The sequence below is a fragment of the Pseudomonas sp. BP11-1-1 genome (assembly GCF_052112105.1).
In the GTDB taxonomy this organism is placed as follows: Bacteria; Pseudomonadota; Gammaproteobacteria; order Pseudomonadales; family Pseudomonadaceae; genus Aquipseudomonas; species Aquipseudomonas alvandae.
In genome coordinates this window covers 600648-623523 of record NZ_JAUTYU010000004.1, presented here as the reverse complement: position 1 = coordinate 623523, position 22876 = coordinate 600648, and the positions used below count along the sequence as shown (strand labels likewise).

Here is a 22876-nt window from a genome sequence, read left to right as displayed (position 1 = left end):
CTGCAAGTCCACAACAACGACGATCCAGTGATCATCAACGGCCTCGACACGGAAGGCGGCGAGCTGACGCTGCAGGAGAAAAACCTCAGCGACGGCAGCAGCCCGGACGCTCCGGCACTGACCCAAAACGGCACCTTCACCGTGACCGCGCTGGACGGCGTGCAGACCCTCAGCGTCGGCGGCATCACCGTGGTCAGCGGTGGCGTGACGGCCGGCTTCCCGCAATCCATCACCACGGCGCTGGGCAACACTTTGACCGTGACCGGCTTCAACGCCGCGACGGGCGTGGTCAGCTACAGCTATACCTTGCTCGACAACGAAGCCCACCCGAATGCGAACGGCGCCAACAGCCTGGGCGAGCAATTCTCCGTGGTCGTCACGGACGATAACGGCACCACCGCCACGGGCAATCTGGACGTGAACATCGTCGATGATCTGCCCAAGGCCGTGGACGACAGCAACGCCAGCACCGCCTCGGAAACCCACCTGACCCTGACCGGCAGCGTGCTGACCAACGACACCCAAGGCGCGGATCACGTGGCCTCCGGCCCGATCACCCCCGGCACCTTCACCGGTACCTACGGCACGCTGGTGCTCAACGCCGACGGTTCCTACACCTACACGCTCAATACCTCCGACGCCGATTTCAAAGGCCTGCACGGCGGCGGCAACGGCACCGAAACCTTCGCCTACACCCTGACCGACGCCGACGGCGACACCAGCACCGCCAACCTGGTGCTGCAAGTCCACAACAACGACGATCCAGTGATCATCAACGGCCTCGACACGGAAGGCGGCGAGCTGACGCTGCAGGAGAAAAACCTCAGCGACGGCAGCAGCCCGGACGCTCCGGCACTGACCCAAAACGGCACCTTCACCGTGACCGCGCTGGACGGCGTGCAGACCCTCAGCGTCGGCGGCATCACCGTCGTCAGCGGTGGCGTGGCCGCCGGCTTCCCGCAATCCATCACCACGGCGCTGGGCAACACTTTGACCGTGACCGGCTTCAACGCCGCGACGGGCGTGGTCAGCTACAGCTACACCTTGCTCGACAACGAAGCCCATCCGAACGCGAACGGCGCCAACAGCCTGGGCGAGCAATTCCCGGTGGTGGTCACCGATGACAACGGCACGACGGCCACGGGCAATCTGGACGTGAACATCGTTGATGACTTGCCCACGGCCCACGCGGATTCCGCCTCGGTGGACGAGGGTGGCACCGTCAGTGGCAACGTGCTGAACAACGACGAGGGCGGTGCCGATGGGCCCGCCGCGAGCGGCGCGGTGGTCGGCGTTCGCGCTGGCGACGATACATCCACGTCGGCCATCGGCGGCCTCGACACGCAGATCAACGGCGCCTACGGTTACCTGACGCTGGACGCCAACGGCAACGCTGTCTATCACAGCAATCCGAACGTCGTCAGCGCACCGGGCGCCACCGACGTGTTCACCTACACCGTGCGCGACGCCGATGGCGATGAAAGCACCACGACCATCACCATCGATGTGCACGCCAGTTGCTTCGTCGCCGCGCCGGATCATGAAGTCAGCGTGCACGAAAGTGCGCTCGACCTGAACCAGGACGGCCAGGACCTGGCCTCTGGCACGGTTACCGGCAGCGACCCGAGCGCCACCGGCGAAACCGCCACGGGCAGCCTCGTGGATGCGGTCACCGGCGCCATTGGCGCCGTCACCTTCGCCCTCGTCGGCAATGCCACGGGTGCCTACGGTCAACTGCTCCTCAATCCCGATGGCTCCTACACCTACACCTTGACCTCGCCAGCCTCCACTTCGCCCGCCGCCAACGACGGCCCGAACGCGCTGAGCGAAAGTTTTACCTATCAGGCCACCGATTCACTCGGCAATACCGTCACCAGTACCATCGTCATCAACATCGTCGACGACGTGCCCCAGGCTCATTGCGATACCGCTGCGGTGGTGGAGGGTGGGACGGTCAGCGGCAACGTGTTGGACAACGACGTGCTTGGCGCCGACGGTGGCGCAGTGGTAGGTGTGCGGGCCGGCGGCGACACGTCGAACCCGGCCACTGGCGGCTTGAACACACAGATCAATGGCACGTATGGCTACCTGACCCTGGATGCCAATGGCAACGCGGTCTATCACAGCAACCCCGGCTCCGTGGGCGAAGCGGGCGCCACCGATGTATTCACCTACACCGTGCGCGACGCCGATGGTGATGAAAGCACCACGACCGTCACCATCGATGTGCACAACAGTTGCCTGGTCGCAGAAACCGATCATGACGTCACCGTTTATGAAAAAGCCCTGGACCTTAAACAGGATGGCCAGGACCTGGCCCCCGGTACCGCGACGGGCAGTGAGCCGGGTTCCACCGGCGAAACCGCCAGCGGCACCCTGGTGGGCTCGGTCAGCGGTGCCACCGGCGCCGTGACGTTCACGCTGCTGGGCGACGCCACCGGCGCCCACGGCCAGTTGTTGCTCAACCCCGACGGTTCCTACACCTACACACTGACGTCACCTGCGACAACCTCGCCCCATGCCAACGATGGCCCGAATGTACTGAATGAAAGCTTCACGTATCAGGCCACCGACGCCCTGGGCAACAGCACCACCGGCAACCTGGTGGTCAGCATCGTCGATGACGTGCCCAAGGCTGTCGCGTCCGAACGCTCGGTCACTGCAATGGAAGTCGATACGAACCTGCTGATCGTGCTCGACGTCTCCGGCAGCATGAAAGACGATTCAGGCGTGCCGGGTCTCTCGCGCATGGACCTGGCCAAACAGGCGATCAACGCCTTGCTCGACCAATACGACGACATGGGCGACGTGAAAGTCCAGCTCGTGACGTTCAGCGGCAGCGCCACCGACCAGAGCACCGTCTGGGTGGACGTAGCGACTGCCAAGACGCTGATTTCCGCGCTGATCGCCCACGGTGACACCAATTACGATGCGGCCGTGGCGATGGCGCAGACGGCGTTCGCAACCTCCGGCCAACTGACCGACGCACAGAACGTTGGCTATTTCTTCTCGGACGGCAAGCCGACCTTGGGCGAAATCGGCACCGCGGACGAAGCGGCGTGGAAAGCCTTCCTCGACGCCAACGGCATCAAGAACTACGCCATCGGCCTGGGCAGCGGCGTCAGTAACGTCCACCTCGATCCGCTGGCCTATGACGGCAGCACCCACACCAACACCAACGCGGTGGTGGTCACCGACCTGAACCAGCTCAATTCAGTGCTCTCGGGCACTGTCCAGGGCATTCCCGTGACGGGCAACCTGCTGGGCGAGGGCGGTTCGTTCGGCGCCGACGGCGGATTTATCAAAAGCCTGGTGGTGGATGGAACGACCTACAGCTACAACCCGGACGCCAATGGCGGCCAAGGCGCACTGAATGCTAGCGGCGGGGCGAACCACGGCACGTTCAACACCGCGACCAACACCGTGAGCATCGCCACCGACCATGACGGCACCCTGGTGGTCAATCTCGACACCGGTGCGTTCAGCTACACCTCGCAGACCTCCACCAGCACCTTGATCACCGAGCACATCGGCTACACCGTCAGCGACAACGACGGCGACCTGGCCGGTTCCAACCTGGTGATCAACGTCGTGCCCAACAGTGCGCCGGTGGCGATCGCCGACAACGTCATCACCAACGTGTTGTCGGGCAATATCGTGGTGCCTGGGGAGTTGCTGCTGGGCAACGACAGCGACGCCAATGGCGATCCGCTCACGGCTACGCCCACAGGTTTCAATACGGGCTGGGCCGCCAAGGGTGGAGACTTCACCGGCACTACCGGCACCGCCAGCTTTACCGGCAACAATGTCCAATCGATCAACCTCGACCGCAGTGCCTTCGTCGCCAACGCCGCGAGCATGACGGCGATGCTGGTGGTCAGTGGCGCGCTGGGGGCGGTGTCGAACAACAACGCCAACGATGAAGATCGGCTCAACATCAGCCTCAAGCAAGGCGAAACCCTGACGTTGGATCACAACCTCGCCGCCGGTCGCGTCGCCATGGAGTATTCCCTGAACGGCGGGCCTTTCGTCGCCATCAACGACGGCGCCTCGTTCACTGCCGCGGCGGATGGCAACTATCAGATCCACATCACCAACATCCCCAACCCTGGCAACGGTAACGTCAATGGCTCGGAAAGCTATCAACTGACCATGACGGTCAATTACGCCGGCGCCCAGGACAACACGACGGATTACCACGGGACCTACACCGCCAGTGACAACCACGGCGGCAGCGACAGCGCCGCGGTCGACATCAGCTATCAAGCGGGCCACACCCTGACAGGGACGGCAGGCGACGATGTGCTGCTGGCCGGCAATGGCGACAACGTGCTCAACGCCGGTGATGGCAATGACATCCTCAGCGCAGGCACCGGCAATAACACGTTGCATGGCGAGGCGGGCAATGACTTGCTCTACAGCGGCAGCGGCAACGACCTGCTCGACGGCGGCACCGCCAGCGACACAGCCAGCTACGCCCATGCCAGCGCAGGCGTGACCGTGAACCTCGGCCTGCTGGCCGCACAAAATACCCTGGGGGCCGGGACGGATACCCTGGCGAGCATCGAAAACCTCGTCGGCTCGAACTTCAACGACACCCTGACCGGCAACAGCGCGGGCAATCGCATCGATGGCGGGCTTGGCCATGACGTGCTCAATGGCGGTGGCGGCGATGACACCCTGATCGGTGGCCTGGGCAATAACATCCTCACGGGCGGCAACGGCGCCGATACCTTCCAGTGGCAGGCGGGCAACAGCGGCCACGACGTCATTACCGACTTCACCCCGGGCCTGGACAAACTCGACCTGTCCCAACTACTGCAGGGTGAAAACAGCAGCGCCGCGTCCCTGGACGACTACCTGCACTTCACCGTCACGGGTACCGGCGCATCGGTCATCACCAGCATCGACGTCAGCAGCATCGCCGGCGCCACGCCGAACCAGACCATCGACCTGGCCGGCGTCGATCTGGCCACGCATTACGGCGTCACGCCGGGATCGGGTGGGATGGTTGGCGGGGCGGACACGGCGACAATTATCAACGGGATGTTGAATGATCATTCGTTGAAGGTGGATACGGTGTGAAACCAGATGCCTGAGGCGAGGGAGCTTGCTCCCGCTCGGCTGCGCAGCAGTCGTAAACCGGCTGGCGCGGTCTGCCTGGAGGGCTGCGTTGGCTGATTTCAGAGCGGCTTCGCTAGCCATCGGGAGCAAGCCGCCTCGCCACGGGAACACCCCATTATGTTCAACGGCTGCGCAGCGTCTTCTGCCTGAGGATATAAACCGTCACCAGCACCGCACTGGTGAGCATGAACCCTCGCGCCCACGGCAGTGGCACGAGGTAGCAGGAAAACAGGATGCTGGCCCACATCAAACCGATGGCGTAGACCTTGCCCTTGAGGGGGATGCCGTTGCCGCTGAGGTAGTCTTTGATCCACGGGCCGAGGTGGGGGTGTTCTACCAGCCATTGGTAGAAGCGCGGCGAACTGCGGGCGAAGCACGCGGCGGCCAGGAGCAGAAAGGGGGTGGTGGGGAGAACTGGAACGAAAATGCCAATGACCCCCAGCACCACGCTCAGCCAGCCGATGGCCAGCAGAGCGTAACGCAGGATCAGCGGGCGCTTGCCGATTGGCGAGGGCACCCGGTCACTCAGTGGTGGCGAGGCTTGAGGATCGCCGGTTTCTCGTCCGGGGCGTTGCACAGCAGGTACAGGGCGGTCAGCGCTTCGGGGATCTGCACGATCATGTCGTCCATCAGGTTCGCGTCGGCGGCGATGTCGGAGAACTCCGGTTGCTCATCGAACAGGCCGGAACCGACCATGATCGGCAACAGCATTTCGCTGACTTCTTCTTCCGCGGTTTCGAACCAGGCAGCTTCGCGCAGGAACACGCCTTCCATGAAGCCGATGCACCAGCCGCGCAATTCCGAATCGTCCGGGTCGTCGCCCAGGTCCAGTTCGCACGGCAATTCGAATTCTTCGTCGGAAGCCAGTTGGCGGGCGATGTGGGCCTTGAGGCCGACCAGCGTGGCTTCGATTTCGGCGCGCTGGGCTTCGTCGCTGTAATGCGGCTCTTCGGCGAACAGGGCGTCGATCCATTCACGGTCCGGCACTGGCTCGGAGCAGATGGACAGGGCGGTCAGATAGCCATGAGCGGCCACGTAATCCAGCGCCTCTTCGTGCAGCTCATCGGCGTCGAGGAAGACTTGCAGGCGGGTCAGTTGCTCAGCGAAGGACATTACGGGCTACCTTGGGGAATAAACAATGCGGGAATTCTAGGCCTTCTTGAGCGGGCAGGCCAGCCGTGCGGTGGATTTGCCTGCTCATTGGCCGGACTTGACTCCATGCCAGGGCCGCCAGTGGCGAGGGAGCAAGCTCCCTCGCCACAGGTTCGGTGCGCTCCCGGCCGTGATCATCACACCTCCCGTCAGCAGCCCCCTTCGCAACGAAACCCTCGGGTATACTGCCGCGTTTTGTGATGCCCTGCGGTCGGTTGGAAACGCGCACTTACGATTTGCCGGTGCAGCGTTTGTGATTCTGAACCAGCCTTGCAGGGATGTTTCGGTGATTTTGGAGTTTCTATGCTCGAACAGGCTCAACGCGTTCTCAAGGACATCTTCGGCTACGACAGTTTCCGTGGCCGCCAGGGTGCCATTATTGAGCGCGTGGCCAGCGGTGGCGATGCCCTGGTGCTCATGCCCACCGGCGGCGGCAAGTCGCTGTGCTTCCAGGTGCCGGCCCTGTTGCGCAACGGCCTGGCGGTGGTGGTTTCGCCGCTGATCGCTTTGATGGACGACCAGGTCGCCACCCTTGAAGAATTGGGTGTCGCCGCTGCGGCGCTGAACTCCACCTTGAGCGCCGAGCAGCAACGGGACTTGGCCGCGAGGATCAAGCGTGGCGAGGTAAAAATGCTCTACCTGGCGCCGGAACGCCTCGTGCAGCCACGCATGCTGGCGTTTTTGCAGAGCCTGGAAATCGCCCTGTTTGCCATCGACGAAGCCCACTGCGTGTCCCAATGGGGCCATGATTTCCGTCGTGAATACCTGCAATTGGGGCAGTTGGCGGAATTGTTCCCCGACGTCCCGCGTATCGCCCTGACCGCCACGGCCGACAAGCGTACCCGCGAGGAAATCGTCGACCGGCTGCATTTGCAGAATGCCGAGCGGTTCCTCTCCAGTTTTGACCGTCCGAACATTTTCTACCGCATCGTGCCCAAGGAGCAGCCGCGCAAGCAGTTGCTGGCGTTCCTTGCCGAGCGACGCAGCGACGCGGGCATTGTCTATTGCCTGTCGCGCAAGAAGGTCGAGGAAGTGGCGGCGTTCCTCAGCGAACAGGGTTTTCCGGCGTTGCCCTATCATGCCGGCCTGCCCAACGATTTGCGGGCCTATCACCAGAAGCGCTTCCTCAACGAGGAAGGCCTGATCATGGTGGCCACCGTGGCGTTCGGCATGGGCATCGACAAGCCCAACGTGCGTTTCGTCGCTCACCTGGACTTGCCCAAGTCGCTGGAAGCCTATTACCAGGAAACCGGGCGTGCCGGTCGTGACGGCTTGCCAGCCGATGCCTGGATGGCCTACGGCCTGCAAGACGTGGTGATGCTCAAGCAGATGTTGCAGAACTCCGAGGGCGATGAGCGGCACAAGCGCCTGGAGCAGCACAAGCTCGACGCCATGCTGTCGCTGTGCGAAGAGACCCGCTGCCGTCGCCAGACCTTGCTGGCCTATTTCGACGAAGACATGCCCCAGCCCTGCGGCCATTGCGACAATTGCGTCGATGGCGTGGAAACCTGGGACGCCACGGAGCCGGCCCGCCAGGCGTTGTCGGCGATTTATCGCACGGGCCAGCGCTACGGCGTCGGGCATCTGGTGGATGTGTTGCTGGGCAAGGACAACGAGAAAGTCCGCAGCTTCGGCCACCAGCACCTGTCTGTGTTTGGCGTGGGCAAGGCCCGCAGCGAGAGCGAATGGCGCTCGTTGTTCCGGCAGTTGGTTGCGCGCGGCCTGGCGGACATCGACCTGGAAGGCTACGGCGGCCTGCGCCTCAGTGCGACGTGCCGGCCCTTGCTCAAGGGCGAAGTCACCCTGGAACTGCGCCGCGACCTCAAGCCGGCGACCGCGGTCAAGAGCAGCAAGAGCCAGGCCAGCCAATTGGTGCGCGGCGAAGAGCGTGACAAGTGGGAAGCGTTGCGCGCCCTGCGCCGCAAGTTGGCCGAGGAACACGGCGTGCCGCCGTACGTCATCTTTCCCGATTCCACTTTGCTGGAAATGCTCCGCAGCCAACCGACCTCCCTGGCGGAAATGGCCCGGGTCAGCGGCGTTGGCGCACGCAAGCTGGAGCGTTACGGCGAGGCCTTCCTCCAAGTGCTGGGCGGCGAAGCCGAGACCCCGCCGGCGGTGGCCGACGTTCGCCATGAACTCATCACCCTGGCGCGGGCCGGCATGACCCCGCTGCAGATTGCCAGTCAATTGCAGTGCTCGGAAAAGAACGTCTACACGATGCTGGCCGAGGCCATTGGTCAACAACAGCTTTCATTGGAGCAAGCGCTGGACCTGCCTGAAGAACTGATGGGCGAGGTCCAGGATGCGTTTCTCGATGGCGAAGGCGAGCTGCCTCCCGTATCGGAAGTCGCCGCGTTGTTCGCAGGGCGGGTTCCGGAAGGGGTCCTGTATTGCGTCAGGGCCGCACTGCAGTCGGAATTCGAAGTCTGATCAAACAGTTACGCTCCTTTAACGATTCACTACAGCGCGAGCCTTGCCTGAATCCAAAGGTCATGCTTAGCTGACTAATAATTAGTTTTTCTCTATTTCAGATTTGATGAGTTTTTTATGCCTTTGACCGATCAACACCGTTTTGGCATGCAACTGGCGCAGATGTCCCGTGGCTGGCGCGCCGAGCTGGACCGTCGCCTCGCCGGGCTGGGCCTGTCCCAGGCGCGTTGGCTGGTGCTGCTGCACCTGGCCCGTTTCGAACAGGCCCCGACCCAACGGGAGCTGGCCCAGAGCGTTGCGGTCGAAGGCCCGACCCTGGCCCGTTTGCTCGACAGCCTGGAAACCCAGGGCCTGGTTCAACGCCAGGCCGTGGCCGAGGACCGCCGCGCCAAGAAGATCGTACTGTGCGCGCCGGCATTGCCGCTGATCGAGCAAATCGAAACCATTGCCACGCAGTTGCGCCGGGAGTTGTTCGAAGGCGTCGACGAAGCGGACATGCGCGTTTGCATGCGGGTCCACGGCACGATCCTGGCCAACCTGGAAAGATCCTGAGGCATATCCCTGGCGCCAGACCTTTGAGATTCGGTGGTTAGCGAACTATAACCAGTACTAGGCGATCGTATTGGAAGCGTTTCGCACAGGTCGTTGATCAAAGGGATACCCATGCTTGAAAGTTTGCAGTCCACGTTGCGCAGTTGGATCAACGTGTCGGTCGTCGTGGGTGCCCTGGGGTTTCCCGCCTTGGCGTCGGCGCTGGGGCTTGGGGAAATCACGCTTCATTCCGCCTTGAACCAACCGTTGCGCGCCGATATCGCCCTGGTTGATGCGGCGGGACTCAGCGAGGGAGATCTTTCCGCCAGCCTGGCGAGTCCGGACGACTTCAGCCGTGCTGGGGTGGAGCGCGTTTTTTTTCTCAACAACCTGCGTTTCACCCCCGTGCTGCGGGGCGGACGCAGTTTCATCCGGGTGACCTCCAGCAAACCGGTGGAGGAACCGTTCCTCAACTTCCTCGTACAGCTCAACCAGCCCAACGGGCGCCTGTTGCGCGAATACACCGTGCTGATCGATCCGCCCGGTACGCCAGGCCTGGTGCCGACCGTCGACGAACCCTCCAGCTCGGCCGAGGCGACACCCGCCATCAAGCCGCCCCCGGCAACACAGGGCAAGCGCTACACCGTCGTGCAGGGCGACAATCCCTGGGTGATCGCCAAGCGTCTGCATGATGCGGGCAGCAATGCGTCGGTCAATGAACTGATGCAGGGTATCCAGGCGCTGAACCCTGGCAGCGAGCGACTTTCCATCGGCCAGCGCTTGTTGCTGCCTGATTCGGCCATCTTGCCAGCGCCTGCCCAAAAATCTGCCGCCCCGGCTCCCGCAGCGATCGACAGCAATACCGAGCAATTGGCCGCCAGCGTGCTGCAAAGCCAGCAGCAACAGCAGACCATCGAACAATTGCAGGCTCGGATCCACGCCCAGGATCAGGAAATCGCCGGGCAACGCCAGCAGATCAGCGAGCTTCAAGCGCAACTGACCCAGGCCTCGCCACCTGCGATGACCTCGGAACTTGCCCCTGAACCTGCCGAATCCACCGAACCCGCATCGGCAGTCGAGGCGGCGCCAGTGGCGGAAACCGAAGGCATCGACTGGCTGTGGGTGGCTGGATTGGCGGGAATGCTCGGGTTGCTGGCGCTTTTGCTGTTCCTGCGTCATCGGCAACAGCAGGAGACGGCGGACCCGGTGCCATTGACCGCCCGTCCCGACCTGGCCCTGGACGACAACACCGACACCTATATGGAGAGCGCGGATGCAGAGCCCCCCGAAGTCGCCGCGTCGTTCAACAACGGTGATGCTCCTCTGGGAGACGTGCTCGAAGGTGTGGGAATCTACCTGACCTATGGCCGTTTCACCGAAGCTGCCGGCCTGCTGCGCGCGGCATTGCTGGCCGAGCCGGAGCGTACCGACCTGGGGCTCAAGTTGTTGGATGTGCTGGGCAAGCAGGGCGATGTCATCGGCTTCCAGGCCCAGGAGAACCACCTCTTGTCCCAAGGCGTCGATCACCAGACGCTGGAGGAAACCCGCAAGCGCTACCCCAAGATCGCCATGGTTAACGCTCCGATGGAGACGCCCCCGGAGCCCCCGGCTCCAATGCTCGCCCCCGAACCTGTTGCCGCGCCCAGTGATGAATTCGAGTTGAACCTGGATGGGCTCTCCCTAGAGAACAGTTGGGACCTGGCCGATGATCCGTCGGCGGCTCCTGTACCCGGAACGCCGCCGTCTACCCGTGCCGACACGCTGGCGCTATCAGGCTTCGACGAACCGGACCTGCAATGGGGCGCACCGTTGGAAACCGAGTCGCTGGATGATGATTTCCTCGATGGGTTTGCCGACGAAGAGCAGGCGCTGGAACTGGAACCGCTGTCCGTTGAGCCTGAGTTCGAGTCACTGTCCCTGGAACCTGTGCCCTTCGAGCTGCAGGCGTCGGAGCATTCGGAAAAGCTGGAAGAAGCGCAGAATTGCATCGATGAAGGCGACCTGAAGAGCGCCATCACCTTGCTGGAAGAGTTGTTGCAAGAGGGCGATGAACCGCTCAGGGAAACCGCCCGAGTCTTGTTGGCCGGGATTCGTTGAGGTGATTGCGCGGCCGACGGGAATCCAGTGTGGGAGCGAGCTTGCTCGCGATGACTGAGCCGTAGCCAACATCATCGCCGACTGAGTGATCGCCATCGCGAGCAAGCTCGCTCCCACAATTTGAAACGGTTCTAGAACGTCTGCCCCAGGTTCAGATACACCGCCTGCTCATCGTCATCATTGAAGCCATAGCTGAAATTCAGTGGCCCCAACGGCGTGTCGAAACCCAGGAAGACACTGGCGGCGTTGATGTAGCCACTGTCGAACTCGTTGTCGTTGTTCCACGCCCGGCCGCGCTCCAGCGAGCCGCCGATGTACAACGGGAAATCCAAGGGCAGGTAAGCCCGAGGCGTGAGCCGGCGGTAATACACGGCGCGCATCAGGCTCATGTTCTGGCCGGATATCCCGTCCTCGCGAAAGCCCGACAATTGCCGCGCGCCGCCGAGGACGAAACTGGAGGTCACGACTTCGGCCGTGTCCAGCGTTCGACCGTAGCGCCCGCCCAGGATGAAGGTGTCCGGGCCGCTGCTCAGGGCCTTGTCCAGCTTGAATTCCCACTGGCGGTAACGTTGATCGGACCCCAGGCCAGGTTCGTATTGGCGCCATGACAGGCCGATGTCTTCACCTTCATGGGGGAAGTAGACGCTGTCCAGGGAGTCGAACGAATACTTTAGCTCGTAGAAGCCTTCGTTGAAGTTTTCGCTAGGCTGGTCGTGATCGCCAATACGCACGTCCGCCTTGCCCCAGGCCTGGCCAACCCCGAAGCGGATCTCTCCGCTGTTGCCGATCTGGCGACCCAGGTTCAGACCGAAGCCATAGCGCTCGACCCGATATTGGGCCACCGGATCGTTATCCAGAATCGACTCGACGTTGCGCGATTCGAACTGCCCGTAAGGCGCGATGAAGTAGCGTGAGCCGACGTCCAGCGGTTGATAGAACTCGCTGTACAGCTCCTGTTTGTCGCCGATCTGCGCCCGGGTCAGCCATTCGGCGCCCAGGCGATTGATGCCGTTGACCCGGTAACTGGCGCCGAGGTTGAAAGCGCTGTCACCGCGCATGTCGTCCGACAGGCTCAGGCCCACGCGCAAGTAATCAGTGCCGGTGCGTCTGCCCCGGGCATTGATCACCAGCGTGTTGTCCGCGCCTTTGTGCACGACGCGGTATTGCACCTGCTCGAAGTAATCCAGGCCGTACAGCGTGCCCATGTCGGTCTGCAGGCGGCCCAGGTCCAGCGGTTCGCCGATCTGCTGGCGAATGTAATAGCGGATCACGTCGTCGCCGACTTTAGAATCGTTTTCCACCCGGATCGCGGTGATGGTCGGAGTGCGCTCACTGGGGGTACGCGCCGCCATCAGCACGGCGTCGGTCGGCTCGGCGGGCCGCAAGTGCGCCAGGCGCGCTTCGAGTATCCGTGTGGCGCGGTAACCGGCGTCGACTATTTCCTGCGCCCGACCGAAGTCGGTGGAACCGAAGCTTGCCAGGGCCGGCTGGATCAACACGTCTTCTTTTCCCAACGTGGCCAACTGCTCTTCGGAGTTGCGTCGGGTCATCAGCGTTGTCGACTGGTTCAGCACATCCACCACGGTGACCAATTGCTTGCGGGTGCGCAGCGGTGTGCCGATGTCGACCACGATGGCCACGTCCACGCCCATTTCCCGAGCCACGTCCAATGGGATGTTGTCGGCCATGCCGCCGTCCACCAGCAGGCGACCGTCCAGTTCCACCGGGGCGAATACGGCGGGGATCGACATGCTGGCGCGGATGACCTTGGGAAGATGGCCTTTGCGAAACACGACTTTTTCGCCGGTGGCGATGTCGGTTGCCACCGCGCGGAAGGGGATCGGTAGTTTGTCGAAATCCCGGGTGTCACTGGCGTGGGCCAGCAGGCTTTCCAGGAGCAGGGCAAGATTCTGTCCCTGGATCACCCCCAGCGGCAGGCCGAGGCTGCCGTCGTCGCGAAAGCTCAGTTTCTGCTTGACCAGGAAATCCCGGTCGTCCTGTTTGCGCCGAAAGGGCACGTCCTTGCGGGGCGGGGCATCGGACAGGGCTTGCTGCCAATCGATGCCCAGGGCGAGCTTCTCCAGTTCATCGATCTTGTAGCCCGAGGCATAGAGCCCGCCGATGACTGCGCCCATGCTGGTGCCGGCAATGGCATCGATCTTGATGCCTTGTTCTTCCAGGGCCTTGAGCACGCCGATGTGGGCCAGGCCACGGGCCGCGCCACCGGACAGTACCAAGCCGATCTTTGGGCGCGGTGTCTCAACGGCAGGCTCGTTGGCATGGCCGAGCAAGGGCAATAGCAGAAGAAGCAGGCAAGGCAGCAGGCGGCGCATGGTCGATCTCGGAGCGGGCGATCAAAGGCGAGTAGTATAACGACGCCTTTGTAACCAGGAGTTCAGCCGCAATGAGCGCACACAAACCGGAAATCATCATCACTTACTGCACCCAGTGCCAATGGCTGCTGCGGGCCGCCTGGCTGGCCCAGGAACTGCTCAGCACATTCGGCGACGACCTCGGCAAGGTGTCCCTGGTGCCGGGCACTGGTGGGGTTTTTCATATTGGCTGCGATGGCACGCAGATCTGGGAACGCAAGGCCGACGGTGGGTTCCCCGAGGCCAAGGTGCTCAAGCAGCGGGTCCGCGACCAGATCGACCCGGCGCGCGACCTGGGGCACAACGACAGAATTCAATGAACGGGATCAGTGAGACGGCGCCTGGGCACCGGCGCTGGATTTCTTCGTGCCGTCCAGTTGGCTCGACACCACGATCGCAACGATGATCAGCACGCCACCGAGCAACATGCGCAGCGTCGGGTTTTCATCGAACAGCAACCAGGCGATGGTAATGCCGTAGACCGGCTCCATGGCGAACACCACGGCGGCGGTGCGGGCCTTGATCACCGCCAGGCTGGCGACGAAAAGGCTGTGGGCCAGGCCGGTGCAGAACACGCCCAGCAGGCCGATCCACAACCAGTCGAGGGGGCGAACGTCGCTCAGTTGCGGTGCAGCCATCGGCAACAGGCAGAGGCCGACCACGACGTTCTGGCACAGCGCGGCCTGCACCGGCGGCACATGGGCGGAGCCGGCGCGATTGGTCAGCGACAACAGTGAGAACAACAGCCCCGAGGCCACCGCCCAGAGCAGGCCTGTGGTGGCGCCGCTGGCCAGGTCGAAGTCCGGCGTCACGAGCACCAGGCCGATGCTCACCAGGACCACCAGGAGGATTTCGTTGGCGCGGATTCGTTCGCGGAAAACCAGCCCTTCGAGCAGCACGGTGAAGGCCGGGAAACTGGCGAATCCCAACGTGGCGATCGCGACGCCGGCGACTTTCACCGAAATGAAGAAACTCACCCAGTGCCCGGTCAACAAGAGGCCGCCCAGCAGCAACCGGCGCATGTCCCGGCCCTGGAGTTTCTGCCAGCGGGTAGGGCTGGCGAATCGGGCAAACGCCGCCAGGGCTAGCACGGCGAATACCGCGCGGCCAAACACGATCACGGCGGGCGAGGCCGCGGCGAGTTTGCCGAAGACGCCGGTCAGGCCGAACATGAGTGCGCCGATGTGCAGGGCGCCGAGGGCGGTACGGGGTGTCATTGCAATCCTTGTTCAACGGTTGGACGTCTGGCTATTAAGCCCGTCGCCAGCCGTTTTTGTCTGTCGCGATCCTAGCGATTTTTAGCGCGAGACTAGCGTGGCCGCCGAAGCTTGCCCGGCGAGACGCCGAATTCGCGCAACACGGCCGCGGCAAAGGCGCTTTGCGAACTGTAGCCAACCCGTTGGGCGATTTCGCCGATCGGCAGGTGCGAGTCACGCAGCAACGCCACGGCCTTGTGCAAGCGGCGGCTGCGGATGTAGTCCATTGGCGTCTGCCCGCATTCGGCGACGAAACGGGCATGCAGGCGCGCACTGGAAAGCCCGGCGACCTGCGCCAGGTCCGCGACTTGCAGCGGGTAGGCGGCATATTGGTCGATGTGGGCGTTGAGTGCGGCATAGGGCAGGCGTCGGCCGCCGGTGGTTTCCTGGCGCCCGCCGTTGAGGCTGGCGAGCAACAATACCGCGCCTTGCTGGGCGATCACCGGGTCGTGCACCGGGCTGCCGGCCAGCCAACTGACCAACTGGCTTTGCCCTGCATCCAGGAGCAGGCGAGTATTGCTGTCGAGCAAGCGACGGCTCGCGTCGGCATGATCGCCCAGGCATTGCCCGACCCACTCATCGTCCGGCACGTCCAGCACCAGGCAGCGGCTGCCCTGTGGACTGCCGCACGCATGATGGGCGCCCGCCGGCACGACCACGAAACTCTGCTGCACCACCTGGCTGCCACGCCCTTCGACTTCGAAGTCCAGCGCGCCGGACAAGCCAAACACCAGTTGCGCGTGGTCGTGGCTGTGGTCAATCAGATCGTGGCTGTAGTGGCGTAGCGTGAGGATCGGTCTCATCGCAGTCTCCCGTCGTTGGCGGTCAGTCTACACCGAGGGCGCGGCGCCTCGCGCTGTCATGCAATCGACTTATTGTTGTCATGGGGCATTAACCGCTGGGGTGCACTGTGGTGAAAACGATCAGAGGGTTGCCCAATGACCAGCGCCGAGCTCGCCAGACCCAGCCGCAAGCAGCGTGTTCGCACCCTGTGGATTTCCGACGTGCACCTGGGCACCCGTGATTGCCAGGCCGAGCACCTGTCGCACTTCCTCAAGGGCTACCACGCCGACAAAATCTACCTGGTGGGCGATATCATCGACGGCTGGAAGCTGCGTGGCGGCATGTATTGGCCCCAGGCCCACACCAACGTCATTCGTCGCTTGCTGACCATGAGCAAGCGCGGCACCGAGGTGATCTATGTCACCGGCAACCATGACGAATTCCTGCGGCGTTATTCGAAACTGATCCTCGGTAATATCCAATTGGTGGACGAGGCGGTGCATGTGACCGCCGACGGTCGGCATCTGCTGGTGATTCATGGCGATCAGTTCGATGTGATTACTCGTTATCACCGTTGGCTGGCGTTTCTCGGGGATTCGGCCTACGAATTCACGCTGACGCTCAACCGCTGGCTCAATCACTGGCGGGCCCGCTATGGCTATGGTTACTGGTCGCTGTCGGCATACCTCAAGCACAAGGTCAAGACCGCCGTCAGTTTCATCAGCGACTTTGAAGAAGCCATCGCCCATGAATGTGTGAAGCGAGAACTGCATGGCGTGGTGTGCGGGCACATCCACCATGCCGAGATCCGTCAGGTCGGCGAGGTGGAGTATCTCAACTGCGGCGACTGGGTCGAATCCTGCACCGCGCTGATCGAGCATTGGGACGGGACGATCGAGTTGTATCGCCTGGCGGACGCCCAGGCGCGGGAGGCGCTGCTCAAGGCTGAATTGAAAGTGGCTGAGCCTGCCTGAAGACCACATAAGGCCCGTGGCGAGGGAGCTTGCTCCCGCTGGGGTGCGCAGCAGCCCCTTTTTGTGAGCGCTTCGCACTCAAGCGGGAGCAAGCTCCCTCGCCACGGAATTTGCTGCGTCTGCAATAAATCAGGGCTGCTCTGCCATCGCCGCCTTGTAGATCGATTGCTTCGGCGCGGCGAACACCCTTTCCAGCATCGGCTCGAAGAAACTCAGCGGCAGCGTGTCGTACTCGGGATCGAACGCCGCAGCATCGTATTTTGCGCAGAAATCAATGGTGGCCTGGTATTGCGGATGTTCGAGAAACTGCTCGCGCAGATGCCGATCCATGCCCAGGTGATGGAAAAAATAATAGCCCTGGAAAATCCCGTGTTTCTCCACCATCCACAGGTTTTCGGCGCTGACGAACGGCTTGAGGATCGCCGCGGCGATGTCCGGGTGGTTGTAGCTGCCCAGCGTGTCACCGATGTCGTGGAGCAGGGCGCAGACCACGTACTCTTCGTCCCGCCCGTCACGGTAGGCGCGGGTGGCGGTTTGCAGGGAGTGGGTCAGGCGATCCACCGGGAACCCGCCAAAATCGCCGTCGAGTAATTTCAGATGGGCCAGGACCCGCCCCGGCAACTGCCGCGCATAGGCGCTGAAGTCCGCCGCGATGATCGCCCAGTCATCCCGGGTCCCGTCCTGCATGTGGGTGAAGCGCGCATGAGTATCCACCGGCAATCCTCCTAGAACGCCACCTTGCCGAGCAGCATGTCGCGGTACATGACGAAGTCACCGAGCAGGCTGTAGAGGGGATGTTGGAAAGTGGCAGGACGGTTTTTCTCGAAGAAAAAATGCCCGATCCAGGCGAAGCCATAGCCCGCCACTGGCAGGGCGACCCACAGCCACCAGGCGCCAACCACCAGCGCCATGGCGAAAACCAGCAAGACCAGCGAAGTGCCGACGAAGTGCAAGCGTCGGCAGATGCTGTTGCTGTGTTCGCTGAGGTAGTACGGGTAGAACTCGGCGAAGGTGTTGAAGTGTTTGGTGTTTTCCAAGACTGCAGGCTCTTTGGTTTTGTTGTGAACCGATGTTTCAGGGGTATCGGATGTGAGTTTAGAGCGGTCACTCGTAACAGCCAGTGACAATCAGCGCCACTTTAGTATCCTTCGCAAATCCAGCCGTACCCTGCGGCTCGTCATGCAAGTAAACGTCATGAGCGAACGAACCACTTCTTCAAGCTGGGCGATGGGGATTGTCAAGGCGTTGGAAATGGACGGCCTGGACTGTCGGGCGCTGTTCAAGCAACTGGGGCTGGATTTCGCGGCGCTGGACGATCCTGATGCGCGTTTCCCCCAGGACTCGATGACGCGGCTCTGGCAACTGGCGGTGGAGTTGTCGGGCAACCCGGCCATCGGCCTGAACCTGGGCAAGGTGGTGCGCCCGGCATCGTTCCATGTGGTCGGTTACGCGTTGATGTCCAGCCGCACGCTGGCCGAAGGGTTCCAGCGGCTGGTGCGTTATCAGCGGATCATTGCCGAAAGTGCTGACTTGAGCTTCCGTCACTTGGAGGAAGGCTACGGGTTGATCCTGACCGTCCACGGCGATCACCTGCCACCGACCCGGCAAAGCGCCGAAGCGTCGCTGGCCTGCGCGCTGGCCCTGTGCAACTGGCTGACCGGACGGCCCTTGCATCCGGTGAAGGTACTGTTCCAGGGCGCCGAACCCGTTGACATTGCACCTTATCAACGAGCCTTCGGTGCGCCGTTGGTGTTCGATGCTTCCTGCGACGCGCTGATTTTCCAGCAAGGCGACATGGAGGCGCCGTTGCCCACCGCCAACGAGGCCATGGCGCTGCTCCATGACCGGTTTGCGGGGGAGTACCTGGCGCGGTTCTCCGGCAGTCGCGTGACTCACCAGGCGCGCCAAGTGCTGTGTCGGCTGCTTCCCCAGGGCGAGCCCAAGCGTGACGTGGTGGCGCAGACGCTGCACCTGTCGCAACGCACCTTGCAGCGGCGCTTGCAGGAAGAGGGCACCAGTTTCCAGAGTCTGCTGGACGACACCCGACGTGAGCTGGCCGAGCAATACCTGGCGCAGCCGAGCATGACCCTGCTGGAAATTGCTTATCTGTTGGGGTTTGCCGACCCGAGCAACTTTTTCCGGGCCTTCCGTCGTTGGTTCGGTACCACGCCTGGCGACTATCGGGCGCGGGGCGTGGCCAAGCCGGTCAGTGACGCCAGAACGCCGGAATACACAGCACGAACACCGTAATGATCTCCAATCGGCCCAGCAGCATGCCAGCCGAGAGAATCCATTTGGCCGCGTCCGGCAACGGGGCAAAGTTGCCGGCCGGGCCGATGGTCTCGCCGAGCCCCGGGCCGACGCCGGACACCGTGCTCGCCGCGCCGGTCAACGCCGTCATCCATTCCACGCCCAACAGGGACAGCAGCAGGGCGATCACGCAAATGGTGATGGCGAAGAAGAACGAGAAGGTCAGGATCGAGCGCACGATTTCTTCGTCGAGGCGATGGCCGTTGTACTTCTGCTTGATCACCGCACGCGGGTGAATCAGTTGATTAAGGTTGGCCCGGAGCAGGATATAGGCAACCTGGAAACGGAAAATCTTGATCCCGCCGGCGGTCGAGCCCGAGCAGCCGCCGACGAATCCCAGGTAGAAGAACAGCATCAGCGAGAAATTGCCCCACAGGCTGTAGTCCCCCAGGGCGAAACCGGTGGTGGTGACGATGGAGGTCACGTTCAGCGCCACGTGTCGCAGCGCGTCGAGCCAATGCAGGTCGGTGGTCGCCCAATACCAGGTGCCAAGCACCAGCCAAGTGACCAGCAGCACGCCGATCAGGCCTTGGACTTGCTGGTCCTTGATCAGCGCCCGGCGATTGCCTCGCAGCATCGAAACGTACAAGGCGAACGGCAGGCTGCCGAGGATCATGATGACGATCGCGACCCAATGCACCGCTGGCTGGGTCCATTTGGCCAGCGACAGGTCCGAGGTCGAGAAACCACCGGTGGAAATCGCCGACATCGAATGGTTGATCGCATCGAACAGGCTCATCCCGGCCCACCACAGCGCCAGCGTGCCGAGGATGGTGATGCCCACGTAGGACGCCACGATCAGCCGCGCCACCATGTGCGAGCGAGGCATGACCTTTTCCGAGCGGTCGGAAGATTCGGTCTGGAACAGCCGCATGCCACCGATGCGCAACAGCGGCAGGATCGCCACGGCCATGCCAATAAAGCCGATACCGCCGAGCCAGTGCAGCAACGAGCGCCACATCAGGATGCCTGGCGACATCGTGTCCAGTCCGCTCAACACCGTCGCCCCGGTGGCGGTGATCCCCGACATGCTTTCGAAGAATGAATCCGTGTAACTGATGTGTTGGGTCAGCAAAAAGGGCAGCGCGGCAAAGACACACACCACCAGCCAACTGCTGACCGTCAGCAGGTACATGTCCCGGGGACGCAGGTGCACGTGTTCCGGGCGTCCGGGAAGAATCAGGGCCAGGCCGGCGACAAAGGTGATCATGCTCGACCAGAGGAACGATGGCAGGTCGCTGGTGCGTTCAAAGACCAGCAGCGTCGCCATCGGCACGACCATGAAGATCGCCAGGGTGATCAGGAAGATGCCGATGATGAAACCAATGATCCGTAGGGTCGGCAACGCCATGAAGTCCGCTCGGGCTGAAGAGGAAAGGGCGCCATTCTACCTGCGACAGGTGGCATGTAAACCGGCGTCCTACGTCGCTTGTAACTGAATTTGAACTAACGAACTGGTCGCACAAGCCTCTAGAATAGCCGAACAATTTTTCCAGGAGGTGGCCGATGCAGGCTCTCGACGCTTTGCTCAACCGTGTTTCAGTCCCGCGCCTGGTGGACCCGGCGCCCACGCCGGAGCAGCGCGAAGTGATGTTCGCCGCCGCGATGCGCGCGCCCGACCATGGTCAGTTGCGGCCATGGCGTTTCCTGACGGTCGAAGGGCAGGCGCGCCATCGCATGGGGGAACTGCTGGCCGAAGCTGCACGCTTCAATGATCCGCTGGTGGCCGAAGCCGTGGTGGAAAAGGCGCTTAACGGCCCACTGCGCGCGCCTCTGGTCGTGGTAGTGATCGCCCGCCTGCAGGACCATTTCAAGATTCCGAAATCCGAGCAGCTGCTGGCGGCCGGCTGCGCGGCCCATGGCATCCTCCTGGCGGCTTATGCCCAGGGAGTCGGCGGAGTCTGGCGCACGGGCGAACTGGCTTACTCGCCGCATGTGGCCAGGGGACTGGGGCTTGAAGAAGGCGAAGAAGTGATTGGTTTCCTCTACCTAGGCACCCCGCAGAAAGAAGCGCGCACGGCGCCGCAAGAAGATATCGGGCAGTTTGTCCGGGAGTGGACAGGCCTGTAAATCTAATGAGTGGCGCGGTTTCTGTAGTGAAGAGAATTTCTGTGGCGAGGGGATTTATCCCCGCTGGGCTGCGTAGCAGCCCCAACGCTTTTGAATGGATGCGATCTGACACTCCGAGGCGTCGGCCTCAAGGGCTGCTGCGCAGCCCAGCGGGGATAAATCCCCTCGCCACAAAAGGTATGTAGCCACTATTGCTTACTTGCAAACATCCGCAATCGCCACCGCCAGCGCGTCCAGGCGCGTCGCATCGATGCCGGCGACGTTGGCCCGGCCGGTGCCGACCATATAGACGCTGTGGCGCTCGCGCAGCTGCTTGACCTGTCCCGGTGTCAGGCCGGTGTAGGAAAACATCCCGCGTTGCACGCCGATATGGCCAAAGCGCTCACGCAAGCCATGGGGGTCTAGCGCGTCCAGCAGCCCGCTGCGCAGTTGCGCGATGCGCAGGCGCATGGCTTCCACTTCGTCGGCCCATAAACCCTTGAGTTCCGGATTGCCGAGGATTGTCGCCACCACCGCCGCGCCATGATCCGGCGGCGTCGACCATAGGTTGCGGGCGATATTCGCCAGTTGACTGCGAATGTCCACCAGCTTTTCGGCGTCGCGGGCGCAGACAATCAGCGCACCGGTGCGGTCGCGGTAAAGGCCGAAGTTCTTCGAGCAGGAACTGGTCACCAACACTTCGGGCAACGCTTCGGCAAACAACCGCACGGCCCAGGCGTCCTGCTCCAGCCCATCGCCAAAGCCTTGGTAGGCGAAGTCGATCAATGGCAGCAGGTCGCGGTTGCGCACCACGTCCAGCACTTGGCGCCATTGGTCGTGGGACAGGTCGAAGCCGGTCGGGTTGTGGCAGCAGGCGTGCAGCAGCACCACGTCACCCTTCGGCACCTGGCCCAGGGTCGCCAGCATGGCCTCGAAATCCAGGCGATTGTCAGCGCCCACGTAAGGGTAATGACTGGCCTTGACCCCCGCAGTGGCGAAGATGGTTTCGTGGATCGGCCAGGTCGGGTTGCTCAACCAGACGCCACGGCCCGGCAGGCAATGGGCAATGAAGTCGGCGCTCAAGCGCAGGGCGCCGGTGCCGCCCGGGGTCTGGGTGGCGCCGGCGCGCTGCTCGGCGATCAGCGGTGAGTCTGCCCCCAGGACCAGTGCGTTGATCAACTGGCCGAACGCGGCGTCGCCATGACCACCGATGTAAGTCTTGGTGACCTGGCGATCCACCAGTCGCTGCTCGGCCTGTTTCACCGACTGCAGAATTGGCGTCAGGCCCTGGGCATCCTTGTAGACGCCTACGCCCAGGTCGAACTTGCCGGGATTGCTGTCCGCCCCGTAGGCCTCCATCAGGCCGAGGATCGGGTCGCCGGGCACCCGGCCGATGGCATCGAAATGCATTACTTGCGGCCCTCGGCGGTCTTGGCCACTTCGTCGGTGCGAGCGGCCATGATGAAGTCGTTGCGGTGCAGGCCCTTGATGGAGTGGCTCCACCAGGTGACGGTGACTTTGCCCCACTCGGTAAGCAGGCCTGGGTGATGCCCCTCGGCCTCGGAGATCTCACCGACCGCATTGGTGAACGCCAGGGCGAGCTTGAAATTCTTGAACAGGAAAACTTTCTCCAATTGCATCACGCCGTCGCGCACTTCGATGTTCCAGTCCGGAATCTGCTTGATCAGTACCGGCAGTTCTTCGTCGCTGACTTGCGGTGCGTCGGCGCGGCAGGCTTCGCAATGGGCTTGGTTCAGAGTGTTCATGGTGTGTTCCCGGATCGAATATTTGAAAAACG

General features: G+C 62.7%; 18 protein-coding genes. 8 read left to right on the top strand and 10 right to left on the bottom strand.

Translation table 11 applies throughout. The annotated features are described in order from the left end of the window. A partial coding sequence (locus tag Q7C33_RS12415) for a beta strand repeat-containing protein (protein ID WP_407683459.1) occupies window positions 1–5085 on the top strand: 5085 nt, incomplete at its 5' end. A gap of 160 nt (window positions 5086–5245) precedes the next feature. Here Q7C33_RS12415 and Q7C33_RS12410 read toward each other — a convergent pair. Together Q7C33_RS12410 and Q7C33_RS12405 are read right to left on the bottom strand one after the other, a co-directional pair. Continuing rightward, complete coding sequence (locus tag Q7C33_RS12410) at window positions 5246–5641, bottom strand: YbaN family protein (protein ID WP_217860082.1); 396 nt, start codon at window positions 5639–5641, stop codon at window positions 5246–5248. An 8-nt stretch (window positions 5642–5649) separates the two neighbouring features. Then, window positions 5650–6237, bottom strand: a complete 588-nt coding sequence (locus Q7C33_RS12405; RefSeq protein ID WP_030141133.1) for a UPF0149 family protein — start codon at window positions 6235–6237, stop codon at window positions 5650–5652. 342 nt (window positions 6238–6579) lie between these two features. Between Q7C33_RS12405 and recQ the strand changes: the two genes are divergently transcribed. From recQ to Q7C33_RS12390, 3 genes are all read left to right on the top strand, one after another. Next, window positions 6580–8706, top strand: coding sequence for a DNA helicase RecQ (gene recQ / locus Q7C33_RS12400; RefSeq protein ID WP_407683458.1), 2127 nt, complete (start codon window positions 6580–6582; stop codon window positions 8704–8706). 117 nt (window positions 8707–8823) lie between these two features. Then, window positions 8824–9258 (top strand): MarR family transcriptional regulator, encoded by a 435-nt coding sequence (locus Q7C33_RS12395; RefSeq protein WP_030141131.1) that lies wholly within the window; start codon window positions 8824–8826, stop codon window positions 9256–9258. Between the two features lie 111 nt (window positions 9259–9369). Then, window positions 9370–11334, top strand: a complete 1965-nt coding sequence (locus tag Q7C33_RS12390; protein WP_198797701.1) for a FimV/HubP family polar landmark protein — start codon at window positions 9370–9372, stop codon at window positions 11332–11334. 131 nt (window positions 11335–11465) lie between these two features. Here Q7C33_RS12390 and Q7C33_RS12385 read toward each other — a convergent pair whose 3' ends face one another. Beyond that, the gene (locus Q7C33_RS12385; RefSeq protein ID WP_030141129.1) at window positions 11466–13667 is read right to left on the bottom strand and encodes a patatin-like phospholipase family protein; all 2202 of its coding nucleotides are present in this window, start codon (window positions 13665–13667) and stop codon (window positions 11466–11468) included. A 71-nt stretch (window positions 13668–13738) separates the two neighbouring features. Between Q7C33_RS12385 and Q7C33_RS12380 the strand changes: the two genes are divergently transcribed. Then, window positions 13739–14026, top strand: coding sequence for a SelT/SelW/SelH family protein (locus Q7C33_RS12380; RefSeq protein WP_030141128.1), 288 nt, complete (start codon window positions 13739–13741; stop codon window positions 14024–14026). Window positions 14027–14032: 6 nt separating this feature from the next. On the opposite strand, the gene Q7C33_RS12375 is transcribed toward Q7C33_RS12380, so the two are convergent. Then, complete coding sequence (locus tag Q7C33_RS12375; protein ID WP_030141127.1) at window positions 14033–14923, bottom strand: DMT family transporter; 891 nt, start codon at window positions 14921–14923, stop codon at window positions 14033–14035. 92 nt (window positions 14924–15015) lie between these two features. Next, window positions 15016–15765, bottom strand: a complete 750-nt coding sequence (locus tag Q7C33_RS12370) for a helix-turn-helix transcriptional regulator (protein WP_198797702.1) — start codon at window positions 15763–15765, stop codon at window positions 15016–15018. Window positions 15766–15900: 135 nt separating this feature from the next. Between Q7C33_RS12370 and Q7C33_RS12365 the strand changes: the two genes are divergently transcribed. Next, window positions 15901–16719, top strand: coding sequence for a UDP-2,3-diacylglucosamine diphosphatase (locus tag Q7C33_RS12365; protein ID WP_030141125.1), 819 nt, complete (start codon window positions 15901–15903; stop codon window positions 16717–16719). Window positions 16720–16848: 129 nt separating this feature from the next. On the opposite strand, the gene Q7C33_RS12360 is transcribed toward Q7C33_RS12365, so the two are convergent. Next, window positions 16849–17433, bottom strand: coding sequence for an HD domain-containing protein (locus Q7C33_RS12360; RefSeq protein ID WP_030141124.1), 585 nt, complete (start codon window positions 17431–17433; stop codon window positions 16849–16851). An 11-nt stretch (window positions 17434–17444) separates the two neighbouring features. Continuing rightward, on the bottom strand, window positions 17445–17756 hold the full coding sequence (locus Q7C33_RS12355) for a DUF962 domain-containing protein (protein WP_030141123.1): 312 nt from the start codon (window positions 17754–17756) through the stop codon (window positions 17445–17447). 157 nt (window positions 17757–17913) lie between these two features. On the opposite strand from Q7C33_RS12355, the gene Q7C33_RS12350 reads away from it, so the two are divergent. Continuing rightward, entirely contained in the window at window positions 17914–18969 is a 1056-nt protein-coding gene (locus Q7C33_RS12350) for an AraC family transcriptional regulator (protein WP_198797703.1), read from the top strand. On the opposite strand, the gene Q7C33_RS12345 is transcribed toward Q7C33_RS12350, so the two are convergent. Beyond that, window positions 18926–20380 carry a TrkH family potassium uptake protein gene (locus Q7C33_RS12345; RefSeq protein WP_030141121.1) on the bottom strand — a complete coding sequence of 485 codons (1455 nt, stop codon included), beginning with the start codon at window positions 20378–20380 and terminating at the stop codon, window positions 18926–18928. The two genes, Q7C33_RS12350 and Q7C33_RS12345, sit on opposite strands and share 44 nt — an antisense overlap. Window positions 20381–20535: 155 nt before the next feature. On the opposite strand from Q7C33_RS12345, the gene Q7C33_RS12340 reads away from it, so the two are divergent. Next, entirely contained in the window at window positions 20536–21099 is a 564-nt protein-coding gene (locus Q7C33_RS12340) for an NAD(P)H nitroreductase (RefSeq protein WP_258648081.1), read from the top strand. A gap of 195 nt (window positions 21100–21294) precedes the next feature. On the opposite strand, the gene Q7C33_RS12335 is transcribed toward Q7C33_RS12340, so the two are convergent. Together Q7C33_RS12335 and Q7C33_RS12330 are read right to left on the bottom strand one after the other, a co-directional pair. Next, entirely contained in the window at window positions 21295–22488 is a 1194-nt protein-coding gene (locus Q7C33_RS12335; protein WP_407683457.1) for an amino acid aminotransferase, read from the bottom strand. Beyond that, window positions 22488–22844 (bottom strand): 4a-hydroxytetrahydrobiopterin dehydratase, encoded by a 357-nt coding sequence (locus Q7C33_RS12330; RefSeq protein WP_407683456.1) that lies wholly within the window; start codon window positions 22842–22844, stop codon window positions 22488–22490. The genes Q7C33_RS12335 and Q7C33_RS12330 overlap by 1 nt, the downstream gene beginning before the upstream one ends. Between the last annotated feature and the right edge of the window lie 32 nt (window positions 22845–22876).

What these genes read in the sequence shown, in the direction of transcription:
- Q7C33_RS12405 (WP_030141133.1), bottom strand. Translation starts at nt 6,237, where the DNA reads ATGTCCTTCGCTGAGCAACTGACCCGCCTGCAAGTCTTCCTCGACGCC.
- recQ (WP_407683458.1), top strand. Translation starts at nt 6,580, where the DNA reads ATGCTCGAACAGGCTCAACGCGTTCTCAAGGACATCTTCGGCTACGAC.
- Q7C33_RS12395 (WP_030141131.1), top strand. Translation starts at nt 8,824, where the DNA reads ATGCCTTTGACCGATCAACACCGTTTTGGCATGCAACTGGCGCAGATG.
- Q7C33_RS12390 (WP_198797701.1), top strand. Translation starts at nt 9,370, where the DNA reads ATGCTTGAAAGTTTGCAGTCCACGTTGCGCAGTTGGATCAACGTGTCG.
- Q7C33_RS12385 (WP_030141129.1), bottom strand. Translation starts at nt 13,667, where the DNA reads ATGCGCCGCCTGCTGCCTTGCCTGCTTCTTCTGCTATTGCCCTTGCTC.
- Q7C33_RS12380 (WP_030141128.1), top strand. Translation starts at nt 13,739, where the DNA reads ATGAGCGCACACAAACCGGAAATCATCATCACTTACTGCACCCAGTGC.
- Q7C33_RS12375 (WP_030141127.1), bottom strand. Translation starts at nt 14,923, where the DNA reads ATGACACCCCGTACCGCCCTCGGCGCCCTGCACATCGGCGCACTCATG.
- Q7C33_RS12370 (WP_198797702.1), bottom strand. Translation starts at nt 15,765, where the DNA reads ATGAGACCGATCCTCACGCTACGCCACTACAGCCACGATCTGATTGAC.
- Q7C33_RS12365 (WP_030141125.1), top strand. Translation starts at nt 15,901, where the DNA reads ATGACCAGCGCCGAGCTCGCCAGACCCAGCCGCAAGCAGCGTGTTCGC.
- Q7C33_RS12350 (WP_198797703.1), top strand. Translation starts at nt 17,914, where the DNA reads ATGAGCGAACGAACCACTTCTTCAAGCTGGGCGATGGGGATTGTCAAG.
- Q7C33_RS12345 (WP_030141121.1), bottom strand. Translation starts at nt 20,380, where the DNA reads ATGGCGTTGCCGACCCTACGGATCATTGGTTTCATCATCGGCATCTTC.
- Q7C33_RS12340 (WP_258648081.1), top strand. Translation starts at nt 20,536, where the DNA reads ATGCAGGCTCTCGACGCTTTGCTCAACCGTGTTTCAGTCCCGCGCCTG.
- Q7C33_RS12335 (WP_407683457.1), bottom strand. Translation starts at nt 22,488, where the DNA reads ATGCATTTCGATGCCATCGGCCGGGTGCCCGGCGACCCGATCCTCGGC.
- Q7C33_RS12330 (WP_407683456.1), bottom strand. Translation starts at nt 22,844, where the DNA reads ATGAACACTCTGAACCAAGCCCATTGCGAAGCCTGCCGCGCCGACGCA.